The organism is Klebsiella sp. M5al (assembly GCF_002090195.1).
GTDB classification, from domain to species: Bacteria; Pseudomonadota; Gammaproteobacteria; order Enterobacterales; family Enterobacteriaceae; genus Klebsiella; species Klebsiella grimontii.
This window is the reverse complement of the sequence record NZ_CP020657.1, coordinates 230576-251075: the sequence shown is the minus strand read 5'-3', so window position 1 is coordinate 251075 and position 20500 is coordinate 230576. Positions and strand designations below refer to the sequence as shown.

18 protein-coding genes and 4 tRNA genes are annotated in these 20500 nt (G+C 57.3%); 5 read left to right on the top strand and 17 right to left on the bottom strand.

All coding sequences use genetic code 11. The features are described from left to right. Positions 1–127 precede the first annotated feature (127 nt). The 7 genes from ysgD to lptM all read right to left on the bottom strand — a co-directional run bounded on the left by ysgD (position 128) and on the right by lptM (position 5945). Complete coding sequence (ysgD, locus tag BWI76_RS28720) at positions 128–184, bottom strand: YsgD/CorL family protein (protein WP_349817343.1); 57 nt, start codon at positions 182–184, stop codon at positions 128–130. A 148-nt stretch (positions 185–332) separates the two neighbouring features. Beyond that, positions 333–2495 (bottom strand): DNA helicase II, encoded by a 2163-nt coding sequence (uvrD, locus tag BWI76_RS01220; protein ID WP_004127467.1) that lies wholly within the window; start codon positions 2493–2495, stop codon positions 333–335. 77 nt (positions 2496–2572) lie between these two features. Next, the gene (yigB, locus tag BWI76_RS01215; RefSeq protein WP_004133252.1) at positions 2573–3289 is read right to left on the bottom strand and encodes a 5-amino-6-(5-phospho-D-ribitylamino)uracil phosphatase YigB; all 717 of its coding nucleotides are present in this window, start codon (positions 3287–3289) and stop codon (positions 2573–2575) included. After that, positions 3289–4191: a tyrosine recombinase XerC gene (xerC, locus tag BWI76_RS01210; RefSeq protein ID WP_004133253.1), complete on the bottom strand. Its 903-nt coding sequence runs from the start codon at positions 4189–4191 to the stop codon at positions 3289–3291. The genes yigB and xerC overlap by 1 nt, the downstream gene beginning before the upstream one ends. Next, on the bottom strand, positions 4188–4895 hold the full coding sequence (locus tag BWI76_RS01205; RefSeq protein WP_004133256.1) for a DUF484 domain-containing protein: 708 nt from the start codon (positions 4893–4895) through the stop codon (positions 4188–4190). The genes xerC and BWI76_RS01205 overlap by 4 nt, the downstream gene beginning before the upstream one ends. After that, positions 4892–5716, bottom strand: a complete 825-nt coding sequence (gene dapF / locus BWI76_RS01200; protein WP_004107680.1) for a diaminopimelate epimerase — start codon at positions 5714–5716, stop codon at positions 4892–4894. The genes BWI76_RS01205 and dapF overlap by 4 nt, the downstream gene beginning before the upstream one ends. A 25-nt stretch (positions 5717–5741) precedes the next feature. Then, positions 5742–5945 carry an LPS translocon maturation chaperone LptM gene (gene lptM, locus BWI76_RS01195; protein WP_024360622.1) on the bottom strand — a complete coding sequence of 68 codons (204 nt, stop codon included), beginning with the start codon at positions 5943–5945 and terminating at the stop codon, positions 5742–5744. Positions 5946–6083: 138 nt separating this feature from the next. On the opposite strand from lptM, the gene cyaY reads away from it, so the two are divergent. Beyond that, the gene (gene cyaY, locus BWI76_RS01190; protein ID WP_004097546.1) at positions 6084–6404 is read left to right on the top strand and encodes an iron donor protein CyaY; all 321 of its coding nucleotides are present in this window, start codon (positions 6084–6086) and stop codon (positions 6402–6404) included. 80 nt (positions 6405–6484) lie between these two features. Here cyaY and cyaA read toward each other — a convergent pair whose 3' ends face one another. Continuing rightward, the gene (gene cyaA / locus BWI76_RS01185; protein WP_004133261.1) at positions 6485–9034 is read right to left on the bottom strand and encodes a class I adenylate cyclase; all 2550 of its coding nucleotides are present in this window, start codon (positions 9032–9034) and stop codon (positions 6485–6487) included. A 346-nt stretch (positions 9035–9380) separates the two neighbouring features. Here cyaA and hemC point away from each other — a divergent pair, with 346 nt between their 5' ends. The 4 genes from hemC to hemY are packed head-to-tail and all read left to right on the top strand — an operon-like array spanning position 9381 to position 13450. Next, positions 9381–10322: a hydroxymethylbilane synthase gene (hemC, locus tag BWI76_RS01180; RefSeq protein ID WP_064342054.1), complete on the top strand. Its 942-nt coding sequence runs from the start codon at positions 9381–9383 to the stop codon at positions 10320–10322. Next, positions 10319–11059 (top strand): uroporphyrinogen-III synthase, encoded by a 741-nt coding sequence (hemD, locus tag BWI76_RS01175; RefSeq protein ID WP_024360625.1) that lies wholly within the window; start codon positions 10319–10321, stop codon positions 11057–11059. Before hemC ends, hemD begins: the two co-directional genes overlap by 4 nt. A gap of 21 nt (positions 11060–11080) precedes the next feature. Next, entirely contained in the window at positions 11081–12250 is a 1170-nt protein-coding gene (hemX, locus tag BWI76_RS01170; protein WP_024360626.1) for a uroporphyrinogen-III C-methyltransferase, read from the top strand. Positions 12251–12253: 3 nt separating this feature from the next. After that, a complete protein-coding gene (gene hemY / locus BWI76_RS01165) occupies positions 12254–13450 on the top strand; it encodes a protoheme IX biogenesis protein HemY (protein WP_004133271.1) in 1197 nt (398 codons plus the stop codon). 461 nt (positions 13451–13911) lie between these two features. Here hemY and BWI76_RS01160 read toward each other — a convergent pair. The 9 genes from BWI76_RS01160 to wzxE all read right to left on the bottom strand — a co-directional run bounded on the left by BWI76_RS01160 (position 13912) and on the right by wzxE (position 20500). Next, positions 13912–13988: transfer RNA gene (locus tag BWI76_RS01160), tRNA-Pro, on the bottom strand. A gap of 45 nt (positions 13989–14033) precedes the next feature. After that, positions 14034–14120, bottom strand: a tRNA-Leu gene (locus tag BWI76_RS01155). A gap of 22 nt (positions 14121–14142) precedes the next feature. Continuing rightward, a tRNA-His gene (locus BWI76_RS01150) sits at positions 14143–14218 on the bottom strand. A gap of 55 nt (positions 14219–14273) precedes the next feature. Then, positions 14274–14350, bottom strand: a tRNA-Arg gene (locus BWI76_RS01145). 102 nt (positions 14351–14452) lie between these two features. Next, a complete protein-coding gene (thrP, locus tag BWI76_RS01140) occupies positions 14453–15838 on the bottom strand; it encodes a bifunctional threonine/serine APC transporter ThrP (protein ID WP_004133272.1) in 1386 nt (461 codons plus the stop codon). Between the two features lie 240 nt (positions 15839–16078). Continuing rightward, on the bottom strand, positions 16079–16819 hold the full coding sequence (gene wecG, locus BWI76_RS01135; RefSeq protein WP_004133273.1) for a lipopolysaccharide N-acetylmannosaminouronosyltransferase: 741 nt from the start codon (positions 16817–16819) through the stop codon (positions 16079–16081). Positions 16820–16830: 11 nt separating this feature from the next. After that, positions 16831–18177 (bottom strand): ECA oligosaccharide polymerase, encoded by a 1347-nt coding sequence (gene wzyE, locus BWI76_RS01130; RefSeq protein ID WP_004133275.1) that lies wholly within the window; start codon positions 18175–18177, stop codon positions 16831–16833. After that, entirely contained in the window at positions 18174–19253 is a 1080-nt protein-coding gene (locus BWI76_RS01125) for a TDP-N-acetylfucosamine:lipid II N-acetylfucosaminyltransferase (protein ID WP_064371522.1), read from the bottom strand. The genes wzyE and BWI76_RS01125 overlap by 4 nt, the downstream gene beginning before the upstream one ends. After that, a complete protein-coding gene (wzxE, locus tag BWI76_RS01120) occupies positions 19250–20500 on the bottom strand; it encodes a lipid III flippase WzxE (protein ID WP_064371523.1) in 1251 nt (416 codons plus the stop codon). The genes BWI76_RS01125 and wzxE overlap by 4 nt, the downstream gene beginning before the upstream one ends.

The window sequence follows — 20500 nt, the reverse complement described above, 5'->3', positions numbered from 1 at the left end:
AATTATCGGACAGTTCGGTGGGCACACAGAAACAATTTGGGTTTCAGACCATTAAGCCTGACTCAGAGCGACGGGAATAGAACGAGTCGCTGACAACCGCTAAGGCTATCAGCATAAGAGGATAGCCTTAGGAGTTGTTCCTGATGGGCAGGAAATTGAGCCAGCATCTACTGGGTGTGTCCAAGGCGAATGTCCTCTTAGCGTAATCGTGCGCGCATGTTACGCCAGCGCAAAAACGGCGTCAACACGCAACGGAACGCTAAAGAGCAAATCAAGCTCCTTAACGCATAAAGGTAGCAGAATATTACAAAATTATGATATTTTTCTTACTGTTACACTGTTTCCAACCGGGCGTACGCCGCGACCAGCCATTTGATCCCCTGCCCCTGAAACGCAACCTGCAGGCGGCTGTGTTCACCGCTGCCTTCGAGGTTAACGATCGTCCCTTCGCCAAACTTGGCATGGCGCACGCGCTGGCCCAGCTTGTAGCCGGTGTCGTTTTCCGCCATCGGCGTCCCCATCCGCTGATGGCTGACCGGACGGCTCACCGTCGCGCGCAGCCGCACCTCTTCTACGCACGACTCCGGCAGCTCGCCGATAAAGCGCGATGGCCGGTGATACACCTCTTTGCCATACAGGCGGCGGGTTTCCGCGTAGGTCAACGTGAGCTTCTGCATCGCGCGGGTGACGCCGACGTAGGCCAGGCGGCGTTCTTCTTCGAGGCGGCCGCCCTCATCCAGCGCCATCTGGCTCGGGAACATCCCCTCTTCCACCCCAACGATAAAGACCTGCGGGAACTCCAGCCCTTTCGCCGAGTGCAGGGTCATCAGCTGTACCGCGTCCTGCCAGGTATCCGCCTGCCCTTCTCCCGCCTCCAGCGCCGCGTGCGAGAGAAACGCCTGCAGCGGCATGAGATCTTCATCTTCTTCGTTGTAGCTGAACTGGCGCGTTGCCGTCACCAGCTCCTCTAAGTTTTCAATACGCGTCTGGCCTTTCTCGCCTTTCTCCTGCTCGTACATCATGCGCAGACCGGAGTCTTTAATCACCCGGTCGGTCTGCACGTGCAGCGGCATATCGGCGGTCTCCTGCGCCAGCGCGTCAATAAGCTCCATAAAACGCTGCAGGGCGCTGGCGGCTCGCCCGGCCAGGACTTTGTCTTTTAACAGCTCGCGGCAGGCCTGCCATAGCGTTAGCTGGCGATCGCGCGAGGTCTGGCGCACCACGTCCAGGGTGCGATCGCCGATACCGCGCGTCGGGGTATTCACCACGCGCTCAAACGCCGCGTCGTCATTACGATTGGCGATCAGGCGCAGATAGGAGAGCGCATCTTTGATCTCCTGGCGTTCGAAGAAGCGCATGCCGCCATAAATACGATACGGCATGCTGGCCTGCAGCAGCGCCTCTTCCAGCACGCGCGACTGGGCGTTGCTGCGATACAGAATCGCGCACTGCTCCAGCGCCCCGCCGTTTTCCTGCCAGGTTTTGATGCGGTTGACGACAAAGCGCGCCTCATCAAGATCGTTAAACGCGCAGTAGAGCGAAATCGGCTCGCCGTCGGCGCCGTCGGTCCACAATTTTTTTCCCAGCCGTCCGCTGTTGTTCTCAATCAGGGCGTTCGCCGCACTGAGGATATTGCTGGTCGAGCGATAGTTTTGCTCGAGGCGGATAGTTTCCGCGCCGGGGAAATCGTTGAGGAAGCGCTGGATGTTCTCCACCTGCGCGCCGCGCCAGCCGTAAATGGACTGATCGTCATCGCCGACGATCATCACCTTGCCGGTATCGCCCGCCAGCAGGCGGATCCACGCGTACTGAATGTTGTTGGTATCCTGGAATTCGTCGACCAGGATATTGGTAAAGCGCTCGCGGTAGTGCTGCAGAATATGCGGCTTATTCAGCCACAGTTCGTGCGCGCGCAGCAGCAGCTCGGCGAAATCCACCAGCCCCGCCCGATCGCAGGCTTCCTGATAGGCCTGATACACCTTCTGCCAGGTCTGCTCAACCGGGTTGCCGTAGCTCTGAATATGGTGCGGGCGCAGGCCTTCGTCTTTCTGGCCGTTGATGTACCACATCGCCTGACGCGGCGGCCACTGCTTCTCATCGAGGTTCATCGCCTTAATCAGGCGCTTAAGCAGGCGCAGCTGGTCTTCGCTATCGAGGATCTGGAAGTCCTGCGGCAGGTTGGCATCAAGGTGATGGGCGCGCAGCAGCCGGTGCGCCAGGCCGTGGAAAGTGCCGACCCACATACCGCCCTGGGTGGTGCCCATCAGTTGACCAATACGATGGCGCATCTCCGCCGCCGCTTTGTTGGTAAAGGTCACCGCCATAATGGAGTAAGGGGAACAGTTCTCAACGCTCAGCAGCCAGGCGATGCGGTGTACCAGCACGCGCGTCTTACCGCTGCCCGCTCCTGCCAGAACCAGCATATTCGTACGTGATGCCGCAACGGCTTCACGCTGTTTGTCATTAAGGCTGTCGAGCAGGTAAGAAACGTCCATTGGCACCGCCGGAAATGAGACGCCCGGCAACGTGCAGTTCACCGGGCTACTGTTAATTTATACAGAACTACTGACGATTATATCAGCGAGGTCAGAGATGCCAACCGTGAAATTTCGATGTGCGGCAGCAGACGGCTGTCAGCGGTGCGCATCAGGTCTGCGCCCTGCGGTTTGATCCAACAGGCCTGCATGCCGCAGCGAATGGAGCCCGCCACGTCAGTCGTCAGATCGTCACCGACGTGCAGAATCTGCGCCAGCGGCAGCTCCAGCCGCTCTGCCGCCAGATGATACATATCGGCAAAAGGTTTAGAGCGCCCGTCCGGACCGGCGCGCAGCACGAAGCGGAAGTAGTCGCTCAGGCCAAAAAGTTCCGGCCGGGCATTACCGTTGGTAATGGCCACCAGCGGCCATTTTTCCGCCAGCTTCGCCAGCGTATCGTGCGTCTCTTGCGGGACGTCGATCAGGCTGCGCCAGTGGGCGAAGTTGGCCATCGCTTCATCCGCCCCCGTTTTCGCCAGCGCCGCAGAAAGCCCGGCGTTGAGCATCCCCAGCTCCAGCGCGCGGCGGCGCCACTCGGTGACATCGTGGTAAATTTCCGGCTCTGAGGCCAGCAGCGTCTGGCGCAGCCGGTTGAGTTCACTGGCGTCAAATTGACTCAGCGACGGATGGTAGCTGCGCACAAAGCTCAGCGACTCATGCAGCGTCCGGTCAATCACCGGGCGGTTGTCATAAAGGGTATCGTCCAGGTCAAATGTCAGTGCTGAAATCTGGCCCAGAGGTCGGTAAAAACGCATTATTTCCCCCGTTTGGCGCGCGGATGCGCCGCATCGTACACCGACGCAAGGTGTTGAAAATCAAGATGGGTATAGATTTGAGTGGTGGAAAGGTTCGCATGCCCCAGCAGCTCCTGCACTCCGCGCAGATCGCCGCTCGACTCCAGCATATGAGTCGCGAAGGAGTGGCGCAGCTTATGCGGATGTACGTGACTGTTGAGGCCCTGCTTAACGCCCCATTCGGCAAAGCGCTTTTGCACATTGCGCGCTGAAATTCGCTTGCCCAGTTTCGATAAGAACAGGGCGTCTTCATCGGCGCCGAACAGGCCGCGCAGGTCGAGCCAGTGCTCAATCCACGCCACCGCGTTGCGGCCAATCGGCAGGCGGCGCTCTTTGCTGCCTTTGCCCATCACCCACACCTCGCCGGATTCCAGATCGAGGTGCTTAATGTCGAGATTCACCAGCTCCGAGAGACGCAGCCCCGCGCCGTACATCACTTCCAGCATCGCCCTGTCGCGTACCGCCAGCGGATCGTTAAGATCGATATCCAGCAGCCGGTTAACGTCGTCGACATCGATATTTTTCGGTAAATGGCGCGGTGTTTTCGGCGCCGAAATCCCCTTTGCCGGATTAGCCGCCAGTTCACCCTGGCTCACCAGCCAGTCAAAGAAGCTGCGTAATGCGGAGAGGCGTAACGCCAGGCTCGCCGGTCCCAGCCCCTGACGACGGCTGCGTACCGCCAGGCTACGGACCTGGGCGGCATCGCACTGCTGCCAGCTTTTCAGCCCGGCGTTTTCCGCCAGCGCGATAAGCGTCTCGAGCTGACGGCGGTAGTTCAGCAGCGTTATTGGGCTAAGCTGACGCTCGACGCCGAGATAGCGTAAAAAGCGCTCTACGGAAGGCAACAGCGGTGAGGCGTTCATGCGCGCTCGATCCAGCGCTCCAGCAACCCCGGGAGCATCGACGCAATTTCCTGCAACAGCTGCGTTCCCTGACCTTGCTGATAGTGCTGGGGATCGCGACTGCTGAACAGCATCACGCCGGGCGCTTCATCACCCCCCAGCAGCGACATCGCCACCGAGCCAACGGCTTTTGCTTCCGGCAGCGCCACCAGCAGTTCCGGACCGTTCAATGGGCCAAGATAGTGGCGCTGCTGGCCAAGCCGCTGGATGCGAATGGGCTCAAACGCCTGACGGCTTATCGCCAGATGGGTGAATTTAGAGGGCGCGCCGAGCCGCCAGCTGTCGGGAAACAGGCGCACCGTCGCGCCCGCCAGCCCCAGCTCGCGCGCCCAGCGATGAAAGCGGTTCAGCATTTCATCAAGGCTATCGGCCGCCGCCAGCCGCGTCTGGAGATCAAACAGGCGCTGAAACAGGCTTTCGTTCGCCGTCGCCTGCGCCATCAGCAGCGACATATTCTCTTCCAGCACGTTGATATGATTCCGCGCCCGCGCCATATGCCATTCCACCAGCGAGACCGAACCACGTACCGGATGCGGAACCGACATGTGCTCCACCAGCGCCGCATTACGAATAAAGAATTCAGGATGTTGCAACAGATAGTCCACCACTGCGCGATCGTTCAGCACGCTGGTGATTTCCTGCTGTTCTTCCCCGACTTGTTTCATAAATGAATAAATCCGTCATAGACATGTGCCGCCGGGCCAGTCATATACAACGGTTGGCCCGGACCTTTCCAGGCGATATCAAGACGCCCGCCGGGTAATTCCACGCGGACCTCCTCGCCCAGTAAACCCTGCTGGATACCTACTGCCGCCGCCGCACAGGCGCCGCTGCCGCAGGCCTGCGTTTCACCCGCGCCGCGTTCATACACGCGCAGACGAATATGGGAGCGGCTGATCACCTGCATAAAGCCGATGTTCGCCCGCTCCGGGAAGCGCTCGTGGTTTTCCATCACCGGACCGAGCGTTTCCACCGTCGCGGTTTCCACATCATCGACCTGAATAACGCAGTGCGGATTACCCATCGACACCACGCCGCACAATACTGTCTGTTCAGCGGCGCGCATGATATAGGTCTTTTCCGCTTTGTTCGCGCGAAACGGCACCTGCGACGGTTCGAAGTTCGGCTCGCCCATATTCACGCGCACCAAATCGTCTTCCGTCACGCTTAATACCATACGGCCATTTGACGTACTCACGCGGATATCACGTTTATTGGTCAGGCCTTTCAGGCGCACAAAGCGGGCGAAACAGCGCGCGCCATTGCCGCATTGCGCCACTTCGCTACCGTCTGCATTGAAGATGCGATAGTGGAAATCGAGCTCTGGATCGTAGGGCGGCTCAACCACCAGCAGCTGATCGAAGCCCACGCCAAGATGCCGATCCGCCAGGCGGCGAATCAGTTCCGGGGAGAAAAAAACATTCTGAGTTACCGCGTCAACGACCATAAAGTCATTGCCAAGGCCATGCATCTTAGAGAACTGCATCATCTACTCCAGCAGCGCGGAACTGTCAGTAATTCACCTGGGTCGGACCACCGCTATCGCCGCGATCGTTACGATCCGGCGTAGAGCTCTGGATACCGCTATCAACCGGTTTAGTCGGCGGAGGCGCCGTTTTATCCGCTGGTGGGAAATAAAGCGGCCCTTTCAGGCCACAGCCGGTCAGGCTGAGGACCGCTAATAAAACGGCAAGCGCTGGGAAAACGTTTTTCATGGATAGTTGCCCGTAATTCATTCTTTCTGCTTTCTATCATCGCAGGAGAAGACGTAAAAGCAAGCGTTTAGCATCTCACTGCGCGCGCTTTTGTTTCGCGCTATACTGCCGCCACTATCAAAAAAGCGGGAAAGAACCATGAACGACAGTGAATTCCATCGCCTGGCCGATACCCTGTGGATGACTATCGAAGAGCGCCTCGACGACTGGGATGGCGACAGCGATATCGACTGCGAAATCAACGGCGGCGTGCTGACTATCAGCTTTGAAAACGGCAGCAAAATTATCATTAACCGTCAGGAGCCGCTGCACCAGGTGTGGCTGGCAACGAAGCAAGGCGGCTACCATTTCGACTTGAAAGGCGACGAGTGGGTGTGCGATCGCAGCGGCGAAACGTTCTGGGATCTACTGGAACAGGCGGCGACCGCGCAGGCCGGTGAAGCGGTGAGTTTTCGCTAAGCGCGCGTGATTCGAGTTCCCCGGATTACGGCTGACGCCTTATCCGGGCTACATAACCCTCTACCGCACGCTACCCTTTCTCAGGAATAGTGCTGCAGCATCGGCGATGATGCAGCATCCTGACCGGCTGAAGCGGTGGCGGCGGCAATCACCTGGCTGCGGAACGGGATCACCTGTTCGCGACCGTCGACGTCGACGATTTGATAAAACTGCGGCAGGTTAAAGTTGATAAAGCTGGAGCCGTAGGTAAAGCGGTCATGCGACGAAGAGTAGAAGCGGCTGACGTCGCGCACCAGCTCCTCTTTGCTGCCCTCGCAGTGGTGATACACCTCGGCGCGGTTGCTCTCATCAAGAATATAGATGTTAAATCCGTTATCGTTATCCGCATCTTCAAAGAAGAACTGAATGATCCCTTCGCTGGCAAAACCATCCACCACCTGCGGCAGCCTGACGTGGTTAGTTTCCACCTGCACCGACAGACCATGCAGTTTGTTATGCGAAATCGCGCCGTAGAATTCGATGGCGTTTTCCAGCTTCTGTACCGAGACGTTAAGGCGCTCGAAGAACAGCCCCCAGGTCTGCCCGGAAACGCGCAGCGCTTTAAAGCGGCCGGTATCCTGACGGGTGCTGGAGAGGCGTAGCTCAACGCATTCAGAAACCAGCTGCTGCACGCGAGTACGGATCAGGCCGCGCAAATGCTGGCTATAGCAGAAGACCTCTACGCTATCCGGCGGCGCGGCGTCCTGATGCATCTTGCCGAGAATCGTTTTCAGCGCTTCGATCATCGCCTGCTCGCCGTTAAAATGCAGCGTTCGCACCTCGTTCCACGAGTTGCGGTACAGCAGATCGATGCTGCCAATCAGGCACTTTTGCTCTTCGCCGAAGCTGAAAACATCGAGCTTACGGAAATCAAAATGCACCACCTGATTGCGGAAGGCCGCCGTCGGGTCATATTCGAGATTGACGATAATCGCCAGATGGCGAATTTCGCACGGGCTATACAGCGCTTTCGGCGTCGGGGACGGCAGGCGCAGCGGGAAGTGGTGCGCCACGTCAGCCACCATCTCCTGCAGTTTAGCCAAATCGACAATGCCGTTGCCCTTAATAAACAGGCGAGTGCGCGACGTCAGCAGGCCGTTAAACCAGGCCCAGGCCACCAGCTTATTAAGATAACGGTTATATTCCAGCGGCTGGTGGCTGATGATCGACTCCATATCCGGCGCGCGGTTATAGACATACCAGCCGGTACGGTTGGCACGGCCCGGCGGCACGTGGATAAAGGTCAGATTCGGCTCAGACAGATCCGGCGAAATTTGCGGGTTGACCAGGGTGACTTTCCCCGGCAGCGCTTCAAAGGCGGCGTACAGCTTACGCGTCAGCACGCCAATATCCTGCGGGCTGGCGGAAACGCTCAGGTTATTGCGGCGCGCAAAACGAATCAGGTTGCGATAGCTCTGCATCATCGCATCAAGCAGCTCGTTATGCGCTTTACGGACTTCGTCAATCTTCCAGTTGGCCCGGTTATCGAGCATCATCAGACGCTTTTCATCCCAGCCCCACTCTTTCACCAGGTGGCTGACGACTTCGCGACGCCAGCCGACGCAGGCGCGCTCGCGGCTCAGCTTCTCGCAGACTTTTAAATAGAAACATCGACGCACCAGATCGAGGCGCGTTTCATCTTCGATAGCCTGCAGATAGACCGTTACGCGCTCCAGCATCATGCAGTAAGGGTCGAGGCCAAACGATACGATTTCACCGTCATGCAGGCGCTGCTTGATATCTTTTGCCAGCAGGCGGTTGTTGGGATACTCCCAGGAGTACGCTTCCAGCAGCAGCGTCTTCAGCACCGCTTTATAGGGTGAGTCGATGCTTTTATACAGCTGCCACAGGCTGGCGCCGAAGTACTCTTCCGCCGACAGGGAACTCAGGCCGCCGAGATCCAGCCATTCGTTCGGCGTCAGCACGCCCTGCGCGTAGAGGCTCATCACGTAATCATCGTAATGCTCCTCTTCCTCGCACGGCACCATATTCCACAGAATACGCTTCCCGGCAAGGCGCACCGCGGTGCGGTAAAACTCATCCAGCAGCAGGATGTGTTGAGTTGAGCCGCAGTCTTCACCGCCCAGGCTGCCGCTTTCGTTATGGCGGAAGCGGTTTTCGTCGATCAGGAAGAAACTCACCTCAACGCCCAGCGACGCCGCCCAGCTTTCCAGCAGGCTACATTTGCGCTGCATCAGCTGGCGCTCTTCGCTATCCAGCCACGACTGATGGCAAACCCAGATATCCAGGTCGGAAGAGCAGCTTTGGCCGACGGAAGAAGTACTGCCCATGGAGTAAAGGCCGGTGATCGGCAGCTCGCCTTTCGGCGGTTCCTGGGTCAGCATTCCACGATTGAGTTCAAGCTCGTCAAGGTAGTGACGTTGGGTTTCATCAGGCGTGTAGAGGCAAATGCCACGGGGAACGTTACCGTCAAGGTAACCCGGCATCAGCGGATGATGATAATGTAGTAATGTCGGCAGTAGACTGTAAACCTGCTGGAAAGCGGGTCCCATGGCAGCAAGGGCGCGATCCACGCGCAATTGGTTGATGGCATCCAGTCTCTGTTTCAGTGTCTCAATATAGAGGTACAAGACATATCGCCTGATGTTCAAAAACCCGACGTACAATAGTACGGAGAGTTTCAGTATTTCAACAAAAACCGTCACCATTCGTCGTCGGTGTGGTTGTGATGAGCTGCTGACTGACAAATGGTTTAAAACGTGATCAATCTAACACCTTGCTGATTGACCGTAAAGAAAGATGCGCTACATACAAGTGTAGCACCCTTTACTACGTGTAAATTCTTCACTACGTTTGCGGCAACCCGCAAACGCATGAAAGGCTAAAATGATGGCCGCGACCCTTACCCCCACAAAACTAACATCCCTAAGACAACAATGTTAGGATGGTTAGTGGTCGACTATGACGGTAACAAGCATGTTAGACAAAGTTTTGAGAATTGCCACACGGCAAAGCCCGCTTGCGCTATGGCAGGCACATTATGTGAAAGAGCGTCTGGAAGCCTGTCATCCGGGGCTTTCCGTTGAACTGGTGCCGATGGTCACCCGCGGCGACGTGATCCTTGATACGCCCCTTGCAAAAGTGGGCGGCAAGGGGCTCTTTGTGAAAGAGTTAGAGCTGGCGATGCTGGAAGGTCGCGCCGATATTGCCGTCCATTCCATGAAAGACGTGCCGGTGGAATTTCCCGCAGGACTGGGGCTGGTGACCATTTGTGAACGGGAAGATCCGCGCGATGCGTTTGTCTCGAATCACTACGCTTCCATTGATGAACTGCCGCACGGCAGCGTCGTAGGCACATCAAGTTTACGCCGCCAGTGTCAGCTGGCCGCAGCGCGGCCGGATCTCACCATCCGCTCCCTGCGAGGCAACGTTGGCACCCGTTTAAGCAAGCTCGATAGCGGCGAGTACGACGCGATCATTCTTGCCGCCGCAGGGCTTAAACGTCTGAATCTGGAAGCGCGTATTCGTCAACCGCTGTCACCGGAGCAATCTCTGCCCGCCGTCGGCCAGGGCGCTGTCGGCATTGAGTGTCGCCTTGACGACGAATGGACCAAAGCGCTGCTAGCCCCGCTGAACCATACGGAAACGGCCATACGCGTACGCGCTGAACGGGCGATGAACACCCGGCTTGAAGGCGGTTGCCAGGTGCCTATCGGCAGCTATGCCGAACTGATCGACGGTGAACTATGGCTGCGCGCGCTGGTTGGCGCGCCGGATGGCTCGCACACGGTACGCGGCGAGCGGCGCGGTCGTCCGGAAGATGCCGAAACGCTGGGCGTCTCCCTTGCCGAAGAACTCCTGGATAACGGCGCGCGCGACATTCTCGCCGTCGTTTACGCAGGAGAAGCGCCACGATGAGCATTCTGGTTACCCGTCCGCTGCCGCAAGGCGAAGAGTTAGTCAGCCGCCTGCGCGCGCTGGGACGCGTGGCCTGGAGCTTTCCGCTCATCGAGTTTACCCCAGGCCGACAGCTCCCTGAGCTGGGCAGCCAGTTGGCAAGCCTGGCGGCGGGCGATTTACTCTTCGCGCTATCCCAGCACGCCGTTGAGTTTTCCCACTCTCGCCTCCAGCAGCAGGGGCTGCGCTGGCCCGCTGCGCCCGACTATTTTGCCATTGGCCGCACCACCGCGCTGGCCCTGCATAAAGTCAGCAATCGACAAGTTCGCTACCCGTTAGATCGGGAAATCAGCGAAGTCTTGCTACAATTACCTGAATTACAAAACATTGCGGGGAAAAAAGCGCTCATCCTGCGCGGCAACGGCGGACGAGAATTACTCGGCGACACGCTTCGCGAACGCGGTGCCGATGTCACTTTTTGTGAATGTTATCAACGTAGTGCGAGGCACTATGATGGCGCAGAAGAAGCAATGCGCTGGCAGTCTCGCGGGGTTTCGACGCTGGTTATTACCAGCGGCGAGATGCTGCAGCAGCTCTGGATGCTAATACCACAGTGGTATCGCGAACGTTGGCTCCTGAGCTGTCGCATTTTAGTTGTCAGTGAACGTCTGGCCGAACAGGCCAGGGAATTGGGCTGGCAGGATATCCAGGTTGCCGATAGCGCCGACAACGATGCGCTGCTACGCGCATTACAATAACTCTCAACATTGGAAGCCATAATGACGGAACAACAGAATCAATCCGCCGTGGTTGAAGAGACCAGGGAGGCCGTGGACACGACGCCACAGCCAGAAAATAACGTAGAAAAGAAAAACGGCGGCAGTAAAACCAGCCTCGCTCTGAGCGCCATAGCTATCGCTATCGCCCTCGCCGCTGGCATAGGTCTTTATGGCTTGACGAAGACCCAGGCGACCCGCCAGAGCGAAGCCAGCGCCGGGCTATCCAGCCAGATCGCCGCGCTGCAAAAAGCGCAGGAAAACCAAAAAAGCGAGCTTGAAGGCATCATTAAGCAGCAGGCCGACCAGCTGACGCAAGCGCAGCGTCAGCAGGATGCTCTGGCGAAGAAGCTGGAAGAAGTGCAGGAGAAGGTCGCGGTCATTTCCGGCAGCGACGCAAAAACCTGGCTGCTCGCGCAAGCTGATTTCCTCGTGAAGCTGGCCGGACGTAAGCTGTGGAGCGATCAGGACGTGACGACCGCCGCCGCGCTGCTGAAAAGCGCCGATGCCAGCCTGGCCGACATGAACGATCCAAGTCTGATTAGCGCCCGTCGCGCCATCACCGACGATATCGCCTCGCTCTCCGCCGTAAGTCAGGTGGACTATGACGGCATCATTCTGAAGGTTAACCAGCTCGCCAACCAGATCGATAATTTACGTCTGGCGGACAATAATGACGATGACACCCCGATGGATTCCGATAGCGATGAGCTGTCCAGCTCCATTAGCGAGTGGCGGGTAAACCTGCAAAAAAGCTGGCAGAACTTTATGGACAGCTTTATTACCGTTCGCCGCCGAGATGAGACCGCCGTGCCGCTGCTGGCGCCAAACCAGGACGTCTACCTGCGCGAAAACATTCGCTCGCGTCTGCTGGTCGCGGCGCAGGCCGTTCCACGTCATCAGGAAGAAACCTACAAACAGGCGCTGGATAACGTCTCAACCTGGGTTCGCGCCTACTACGATACTGAAGACGCGACCACTAAAGCCTTCCTTGAGGATGTGGATAAGCTCAGCCAGCAAAGCATCACCATGAACGTACCAGAGAGCCTGCAGAGCCAGGCGCTGCTTGAGAAGCTCATGCAGACGCGCGTTCGTAATCTGATGGCGCAGCCGGCTGAAACCCAACCCAGCGCACCGGCTCCAGCCCCTGTCCCTGCGCCACAAGGAGAGTAACGCATGTTGAAAATTCTCTTACTCTTCGCGCTGCTGCTTGCCGGGATCGTTGTTGGCCCGATGATCGCCGGTCATCAGGGCTACGTCTTGATCCAGACCGATAACTACAACATTGAAACCAGCGTCACCGGGCTAGCGATCATCATGATCCTCACCATGGTGGTGCTGTTTGCCATTGAGTGGCTGCTACGGCGTATTTTCCGCACCGGCGCGCATACCCGCGGCTGGTTCGTGGGCCGCAAACGTCGTCGCGCCCGTAAGCAAACCGAGCAGGCGCTGCTGAAGCTGGCGGAAGGCGATTATCAGCAGGTTGAGAAGCTGATGGCGAAAAATGCCGATCACGCTGAGCAGCCGGTTGTGAACTACCTGCTGGCGGCAGAAGCCGCTCAGCAGCGAGGGGATGAAGCTCGCGCCAACCAGCATCTGGAGCGCGCCACCGAGCTCGCCGGCGACGACCTGATTCCTGTCGAAATCACCCGCGTACGTCTGCAGCTGGCGCGTAATGAAAACCACGCCGCCCGCCACGGTATCGACAAGCTGCTGGAGATCACGCCGCGTCATCCGGAGGTCCTGCGCCTCGCCGAGCAGGCCTACATTCGTACCGGAGCCTGGAATTCGCTGCTGGATATCATTCCGTCAATGGCGAAAGCCGACGTCAGCGATGAAGAGCACCGCGCCGAACTGGAACAGCTGGCGTGGATTGGTCTGATGGATAAAACGCTGGCCGACGGCGGCAGCGAAGGTTTGCGCGGCTGGTGGAAAAACCAGAACCGTAAAACCCGCAGCCAGGTGGCGCTACAGGTGGCAATGGCGAATCGCCTTATCGAAAGCGACGACCATGATACCGCGCAGCAGATTATTATCGATGGTTTGAAAAAGCACTACGACGACCGTCTGGTCATGCCGATCCCGCGGCTGAAAACCAATAATCCGGAACAGCTGGAAAAAGTGCTGCGTCAGCAGATTAAAACGGTCGGCGACCGCCCGCTGCTGTGGAGTACGCTGGGACAATCGCTCATGCGCCACGGCGAGTGGCAGGAAGCCAGCATTGCGTTCCGCGCTGCGCTCAAGCAGCGCCCGGATGCGTTTGACTACGCGTGGCTGGCCGATACCCTCGACCGCCTGCATCAGCCGGAAGAAGCGGCGACGATGCGTCGCGACGGCCTGCTGTTAACCCTGCAAAACAACCCGCAGCAATAATGCGATTCTCGCCTCCGCCGGGGGCGAGAATCTCTTCTCTTCCCGCCTGAACGCTTTCCGATCCCTGAAAAGAAAAAAACGCCTGCTCTGAAACCAGAGCAGGCGTTAAAACAGGTCTGTTTGACAACAAATTGGGTGCTTCACTCAACGTAGTGTCCATGGTGTTTGATGAGGCTTGCGCGACATCTGTCAGTGGACGATAAGCACCGTAAAACGGCTCTGCATCATTCCTGAGTTTATGAGGCACTAAGGCGAACATAAGAGATGGAATGAGCATCTACCCGGTTATTATCGCACAGGATCGGTAGAAAATGCATCTACCCGAACAGGGAATTGGGACTATTCTGGAGAATAAATAGCATTGTGATTAGCGGAATATTATTTGCGATATCAGGAAGATAAAAGAGTTTTTTTTTGCAAAATCAGAAAACAAAAAACCCCGCCGAAGCGGGGTTCAAAATTGGTCGGCGAGAGAGGATTCGAACCTCCGACCCACTGGTCCCAAACCAGTTGCGCTACCAAGCTGCGCTACTCGCCGATGTACTGCTTTTTTGAATTTTTAGTTCAATTCTTTATAAAGTCGTGGTGCGAGGGGGGGGACTTGAACCCCCACGTCCGTAAGAACACTAACACCTGAAGCTAGCGCGTCTACCAATTCCGCCACCTTCGCAATATCACAACTTTCTAAATAATGGGGTGGCTAATGGGATTCGAACCCACGACAACTGGAATCACAATCCAGGGCTCTACCAACTGAGCTATAGCCACCACTGCAAATCTTTTACGCGGTATTGAAACCACCGCAGCTCCAGCACCGGGTAAATGGTGCGCCCGACAGGATTCGAACCTGAGACCTCTGCCTCCGGAGGGCAGCGCTCTATCCAGCTGAGCTACGGGCGCTTAGCGCCGTTGCGGGGTCGGATAATACGGACTTCCTACCCCGCTGTCTAGTGCCTTTTTAAAGAAAATTATCGTTTGCTCATGCTTTGTGCGTTTTGTTGCTTATTGCGCCACATTATCAACATTTCCGCGTCGACCAAGGCCAAATACCTTATAAATAAGCGTCACGGCGGCAAGGAAAATTATTCCGACAAAGAGCGACATACGCGTATCGTCGTTAAATCCCATCCCTATTAGCACGCAAACCAGGAACGCCATGGTCAAATAGTTTGCCCACGGGAACAGCAGCGAGCGAAACGGATGGCTGGCCATGGCTTCTTTATGCACGAGACGAAAACGCAGCTGGCTAATCAGAATCACAAACCACGGTACCATGCCCGGCAGCACGCTGGCGCTGTAGACGTAGACGAAAACCCGCTGTGGATTAGGGATAATGTAGTTCAGGCACGAACCGACCAGCAGAATCAGGATCGATAGCGCCACGCCCGCCGAGGGTACGCCGTTGCGCGAGACTTTGGCGATGGCCGCAGGCAGCTGACGATTCCTTGCCAGCGCGTAGAGCATGCGTCCGCAGCTGTACATTCCGCTGTTACAGCCGGACAGCGCCGCCGTGAGTACCACAAAGTTAATAATACCTGCCGCCGCGGTGATGCCGATTTTGGCAAAGGTCAGCACGAACGGACTGCCGTTGGAGCCAATCTGATCCCACGGGAAAATAGTGACGATCACGAAAATCGCCCCCACGTAGAAAATCAGGATTCGCCACAGCACTTTGCCTACCGCGCTGCGCAGCGTGACCTGCGGGTTCTTCGCTTCACCGGCCGTAATGCCGATAAGCTCGACGCCCTGGTAGGAAGCGACCACGATACACAGCGCCGTCAGGAAACCCTTCCAGCCGCCGGCGAAGAAGCCACCGTGCTCGGTCAGATTGCCAAAGCCAATAGCGTGTCCGCCGTTACCGAAGCCAAAGAAAATAACGCCCAGCCCCACCACGATCATCACAATAATGGTGGTGACCTTAATCATGGCGAACCAGAATTCAATTTCGCCGTACAGACGTACCGCCGCCAGATTCGCCAGCGCTACCAGCCCAACCGCGATAAGCGCCGGTATCCACTGCGCCATCTCCGGGAACCAGAACTGGACATAGACCCCGATCGCCGTAATCTCCGATATCCCGACCGCCATCCACATAAACCAGTAGGACCATGCGGTGAGATAGCCGAAAAACGGGCTCATATAGCGGTGGGCATAAACGGCGAACGAGCCGGTTACCGGTTCAAGGAACAGCATTTCGCCCATCGAACGCATGATAAAGAAGACAAAGAGCCCGGCGATGATATACGCCAGTAGAACCGAAGGTCCGGCCCACTTGAGCGTACTTGCCGCGCCCATAAATAACCCCACGCCAATCGTGCCGCCAAGGGCGATTAGCTCAATGTGTCGCGCCTCCAGTCCCCGCTGAAGTTCCGCTTTTTTCTCAGTCATATAACCTCTTGTGTTTGCCCTGCTCCGGGTTTAAGCACATCCCAACCAGGATGTGTCTATACCGGTTATTTTTATGAATGAATAAAATGGAATAGCCCTGCCTGCGCGACGGTGAACTGACCGTCGCGTTTTAAGCATGCGAATGGTTAATGAATTTGAGGGAAATGGCAAATAAAGTATCAGGCGAGTGAAGACATTACACAGAATACCCAGGTAAACCCGCCCGCTTGCAGTGGAATGTCACAGCTTACCGGTGTAATACCAGCGTAAATAGCGCAGCAGGCGCGCCTGCCTTTTTATGCGGCTCGGCTGCGAAACCAGTCGATAGAACCACTCCAGACCCAGGTCCTGCCAGAACTTCGGCGCCCGCTGCACGTGGCCGGTAAAGACGTCGTAGGTACCGCCCACGCCCATATACAGCGCCTGCGGATAAACGTCCCGACAGTCGCGCATCAGGATTTCCTGACGCGGCGAGCCCATCGCCACCGTGACGATCTTCGCCCCGCTATCGCGGATACGCTCAAATAGCGCCTGACGCTGGTCAGCGGCAAAATAGCCGTCCTGGCTTCCAACGATATTCACATTCCAGCGCTGGCGAAGCTGCTGCTCCGTTTGCGCCAGTACCTCGGGCTTGCCGCCGATCAGAAATACCGGCGTTCCCTGAGCGCCTGCGCGCGCCATCAGGGCTTCCCATAAATCCGCGCCGGCGACGCGCGACACTTGCGACTGAGGATATTTTTTACGTAATGAGCGAACTACGCTGATGCCGTCAGCGTATTTGAATTCTGCGGCTTCGATCAGCGCCCGAACGTCGGGGCTGTCTTCTACCGCCAGCATCTTCTCTGCATTAATCGCCACCAGCGTCCCCGTACGGATCTCGCCGTCGGCGTACAGATAATCCAGAGCGTGTTGCATATCGCGCCAACCAATGAGTTGTAGCCCTCTCAGCAGATACAACGGCGCGGATGTGGTCTCAGTCATGTACACCCTTATCAGACTTGAGGTTGCGTCAGCGGTTTAGCCCGCTTGTGAATCAGCCCCACGCTATCCAGGAACCAGTACAGCAGTTTTGCCGCCAGCAGGCAGATCCCAAAGATGACGAGGAAAAAAACCACGCGGGAACCAAATGAATCCAGCCCTTCACGCGCCAGCACGATCATGTTGAAGATAGCGCCAAAACAGAAACTGTGCAGGATCGCCGCTTTATAGCGGTTCGTCTCCCGGTTGCCAAGCTCGTACAGCCAGTCAAACCATTTAATGATCAGCCCAACCGCTACCGCTCCCAGCGGCACGAACCAGACGCCTCCCATCACCACCAGCGAGCCAATCAGGGTCGGCGAAATCGCCAGGCCAGAATGGTTATTCAGCACGTCCCAGGTGAAATAGTTCGCGGTATTGAGCACCATTGTCGGCCGACCGTGCCACAACCAGCTGGGGATAAAGACATAGAAATCCCGGACGATGGGCGCCAGTCCCTGAAACTCAATCTTGTCGTAGTTTTGCAGCAGCAGGGCCAGGTTCTCCCACGGCGAGAAGGTGTCGCGGGTCAGATAGAGGAAAGTATAAAACGCCTCATCGCCGCTGACGTTCATACCGTAGCGTTTGAGGGCCAGCCAGAACATACCGACGATGCCCAGCACGCCCGCCGCCGCCAGCATCCACAGGCTGATCCAGCCGCGAATGATGCCGATAAACAGGAAAATGGCAAAAGCGATGATAATGTTAGCCCGGGTGCCGCCAACGATGGCGTAGGTCAGCAGGCCAAAGGCGACGGTGCTAACGAGGAAGAATATCCACGCTTTATAATCCTGACGCAAAAAATAGACCACCAGCATTGCCGGGATGAAAAAGTAGAAGAAGCGCTTTAGCGCCACGCCGGAAACTTCGCTGGAGAAGATCTGGCTATAGGAGTTGAGCTTGAATAGCAGAAATCCGTTGTGCGCAAAGAAGATGCCGACGCAGAGCAGCGCCAGCCCCAGTAAAATGCCCCAGGTCAGATGGGTCTCCACGCGATTCATCGTAAACAGCGGACGATGCGAATGGCCGCGCGTCGCCGAGCGTAGCCGCGTTTTGTAGGTGGCATAGTAAACCGCATAAAAACAGACGGAAACCAACAGGGTTTGCAGCAGAATTTCCGGCGGGGCGACCGCGACGTCAAAGCGAAACACCAGAATACTGGTCAGCGGGAAGCCAAAGAAAAAGGTCAGCAGAAACAGCAGCGAGAAAAAAACGTTGAAGTTGAAGCGCACGCGACGAAATTCAAAGTACGTGGCGGTGGCGATAAAAAGCGTCGACAGCAGCCAGACCAGCAGCAGCCCGCTAAATTGCATTAATGTCATGCGTCCACCCCCGCGGCAATCCGCAACGCTCGTCGCCAGCCCGTCAGATAATTCGGACGGAAGAAGGCGATCTGATTTTTATCCACGCCAGCCAGCTGGCGCTGTGCTTCACGCACAACGCTCACGTCCAGCGCATCGCGGGTAAAGAGTACCGGAATATGCTGCTCCGACATATCCTGCCAGAAGGGATTATCCCGATTCAGCACGCAAGGGATCCCCGCCTGAATCAGCAGGCATAGCGTGCCGATACCCTGCTGGCGGGCAAACAGGAAGTAGCCCAGATCGCAGCGGCGCAGCAGCGCAAGATAATCATCAAACGCCAGCTTGTCGCTCAATACCTGGAGATGCTGTGGGCTGAACAGAGCCGCGCCGGCCTCGCGAACTTCGTTAATGTAGTCGCTATTATTGGCCGGATAGCCCATCGGCACGACAACGTTAACCGTATCGCCAAACTGCTGGCGAATCGCGCGCAGCGCCGCGATATGCTCGTTGCTGCGGTCGCCGGAATTACCCACCAGGATAGTCAGCGTGTCGCCGCGCGGGGCGCTATCGGCGAGCGAATTCAGCGCCGGATCCATGCGGGTCGGGAAGTAGAGCAGCTCACCCGGCACGCCCGAATGGCGGGCGGAGAACCAGCTCAGATCGCCGCGGGTAGCAAACACGCGCCCTACCCGGCCCTGCGCCATGCGCCGCAGGGGATAAAACAGACGAAACTTCAGGCTGGCGGAGTTCTCATACAGGTCCGCCCCCCAGATATGCCAGTTAAACTGCGCCGGGCGGATCCCGCCGCTGAGCAGCGCCAGCCACAGGCCGGTATTGAACTGGCCGTGAAAGAAAAAGCGCTGCTGCCGGTTCGCTTTTGCCTGCGCGATAACCGCCTGCGCCAGCGACTTTTTCCCCGGATAACAGCTGATGGAGAGCGCGGGATAGGCTGCGCGGATCCCTGTCTCCTCACCGACGACCATAAATATACGCGCCTGCTCGTCATCGACGGCCAGCTCATCATTAAAGAACCGCAGCACGGTCTGGTTGTGGTGCGGGATATCCGATCCCAGTACATGTATCAGTGCTGTCATGCCCGTTTACGCCAAAGTAAAAACACGCCGCTACAGAGAGCGAAATAAACAATATAAGTAGCCATATACGCCTGCGCCGCGCCGATTGCGCCATGCGCCGGGATAAGCCAGTGCGAGAATGCGGTCAACAGCGCGAACTGGCTGATTTCCGTCAGAATATAAAAACGCAGCGAGGCTTTGGCGATCACCAGATAGCCATAGACGTACGCCCCCACCTTCAGCACATCGCCCACCAGTTGCCAGGCAAACAGGTCGCGCATCGCCGTGAAACGATCGGAAAAAAGTAGCCAGATAGCGAAATCGCGCAGCAGCCACACCGTAAAGCTTGCTGCCGCCACCGCCGGGAGAACAAATTTTAACGCTTTGCCAATCTCGCGGGTGATATCCGCTTTCGCCGTTAGCCGGGACAATGTCGGTAACAGATAAACGCTAAATGAGGCGGTAATAAACTGCAGATAGGCGTCGGAGATGCTGCTCACCCCTTGCCAGATCCCCACCGCGTCCCAACCATAATGGGCCGCCAGCAGGTTACGCATCATCACGTAGGCGACCGGCAGCGTCACCGAGGTAATCAGCGCCATCAGGGTAAATTTGGACAGCTGCCCCGCCAGGCCGTTGTCCCAACGCGGGCGCAGCGCGCTCAGCGGAATATTACCGCGTCGCCACAGTACGAAGGCCGCTGGCACCACCACCAGCGCGGGTACCAGCGCCAGTCCCAGCAATGCGCCCTGGTAGCCGCCGAAACGGTAGCAGGCATAGTACGCCGCCACGCCAATCAGGCTCCCGGCGATAAGCGACAGCGCATTGCCCGCCGCATCGCGAAAACCTTTCATCAGCGCTAACAGGAAATTCGCCCAGGCGATCCCCATCTGCACCAGGGCCACCAGCCGCACCAGGTTCTGATATTGCTGATGGCCGAACAGCCCCTGGCTAATTGGCGCGGCCGCCAGCAGGAAGATCAGCGCCAGCAGGGTGGAGAAACCCAGTACCATCGCCGAAGCGGTGCCAACGACGTTGTACAACTGCCGGCGATCGTCATGATGCTGGGCTACCAGCTTAGTGACGCCGTTAAATATCCCGGCCCCCGCCAGTACGCCAAGTACGGTCACCAGCTGGCGGAAGTTACCCGCCTGCCCCACCCCTGCCGGGCCGAACGACACGGCCAGCAGCTTAACCACCAGCAGACCGGCGCCGATTTTGACCAGCGTGGACGCCGCGGTCCACAGAGACGCTTTTGCCAGCGACAT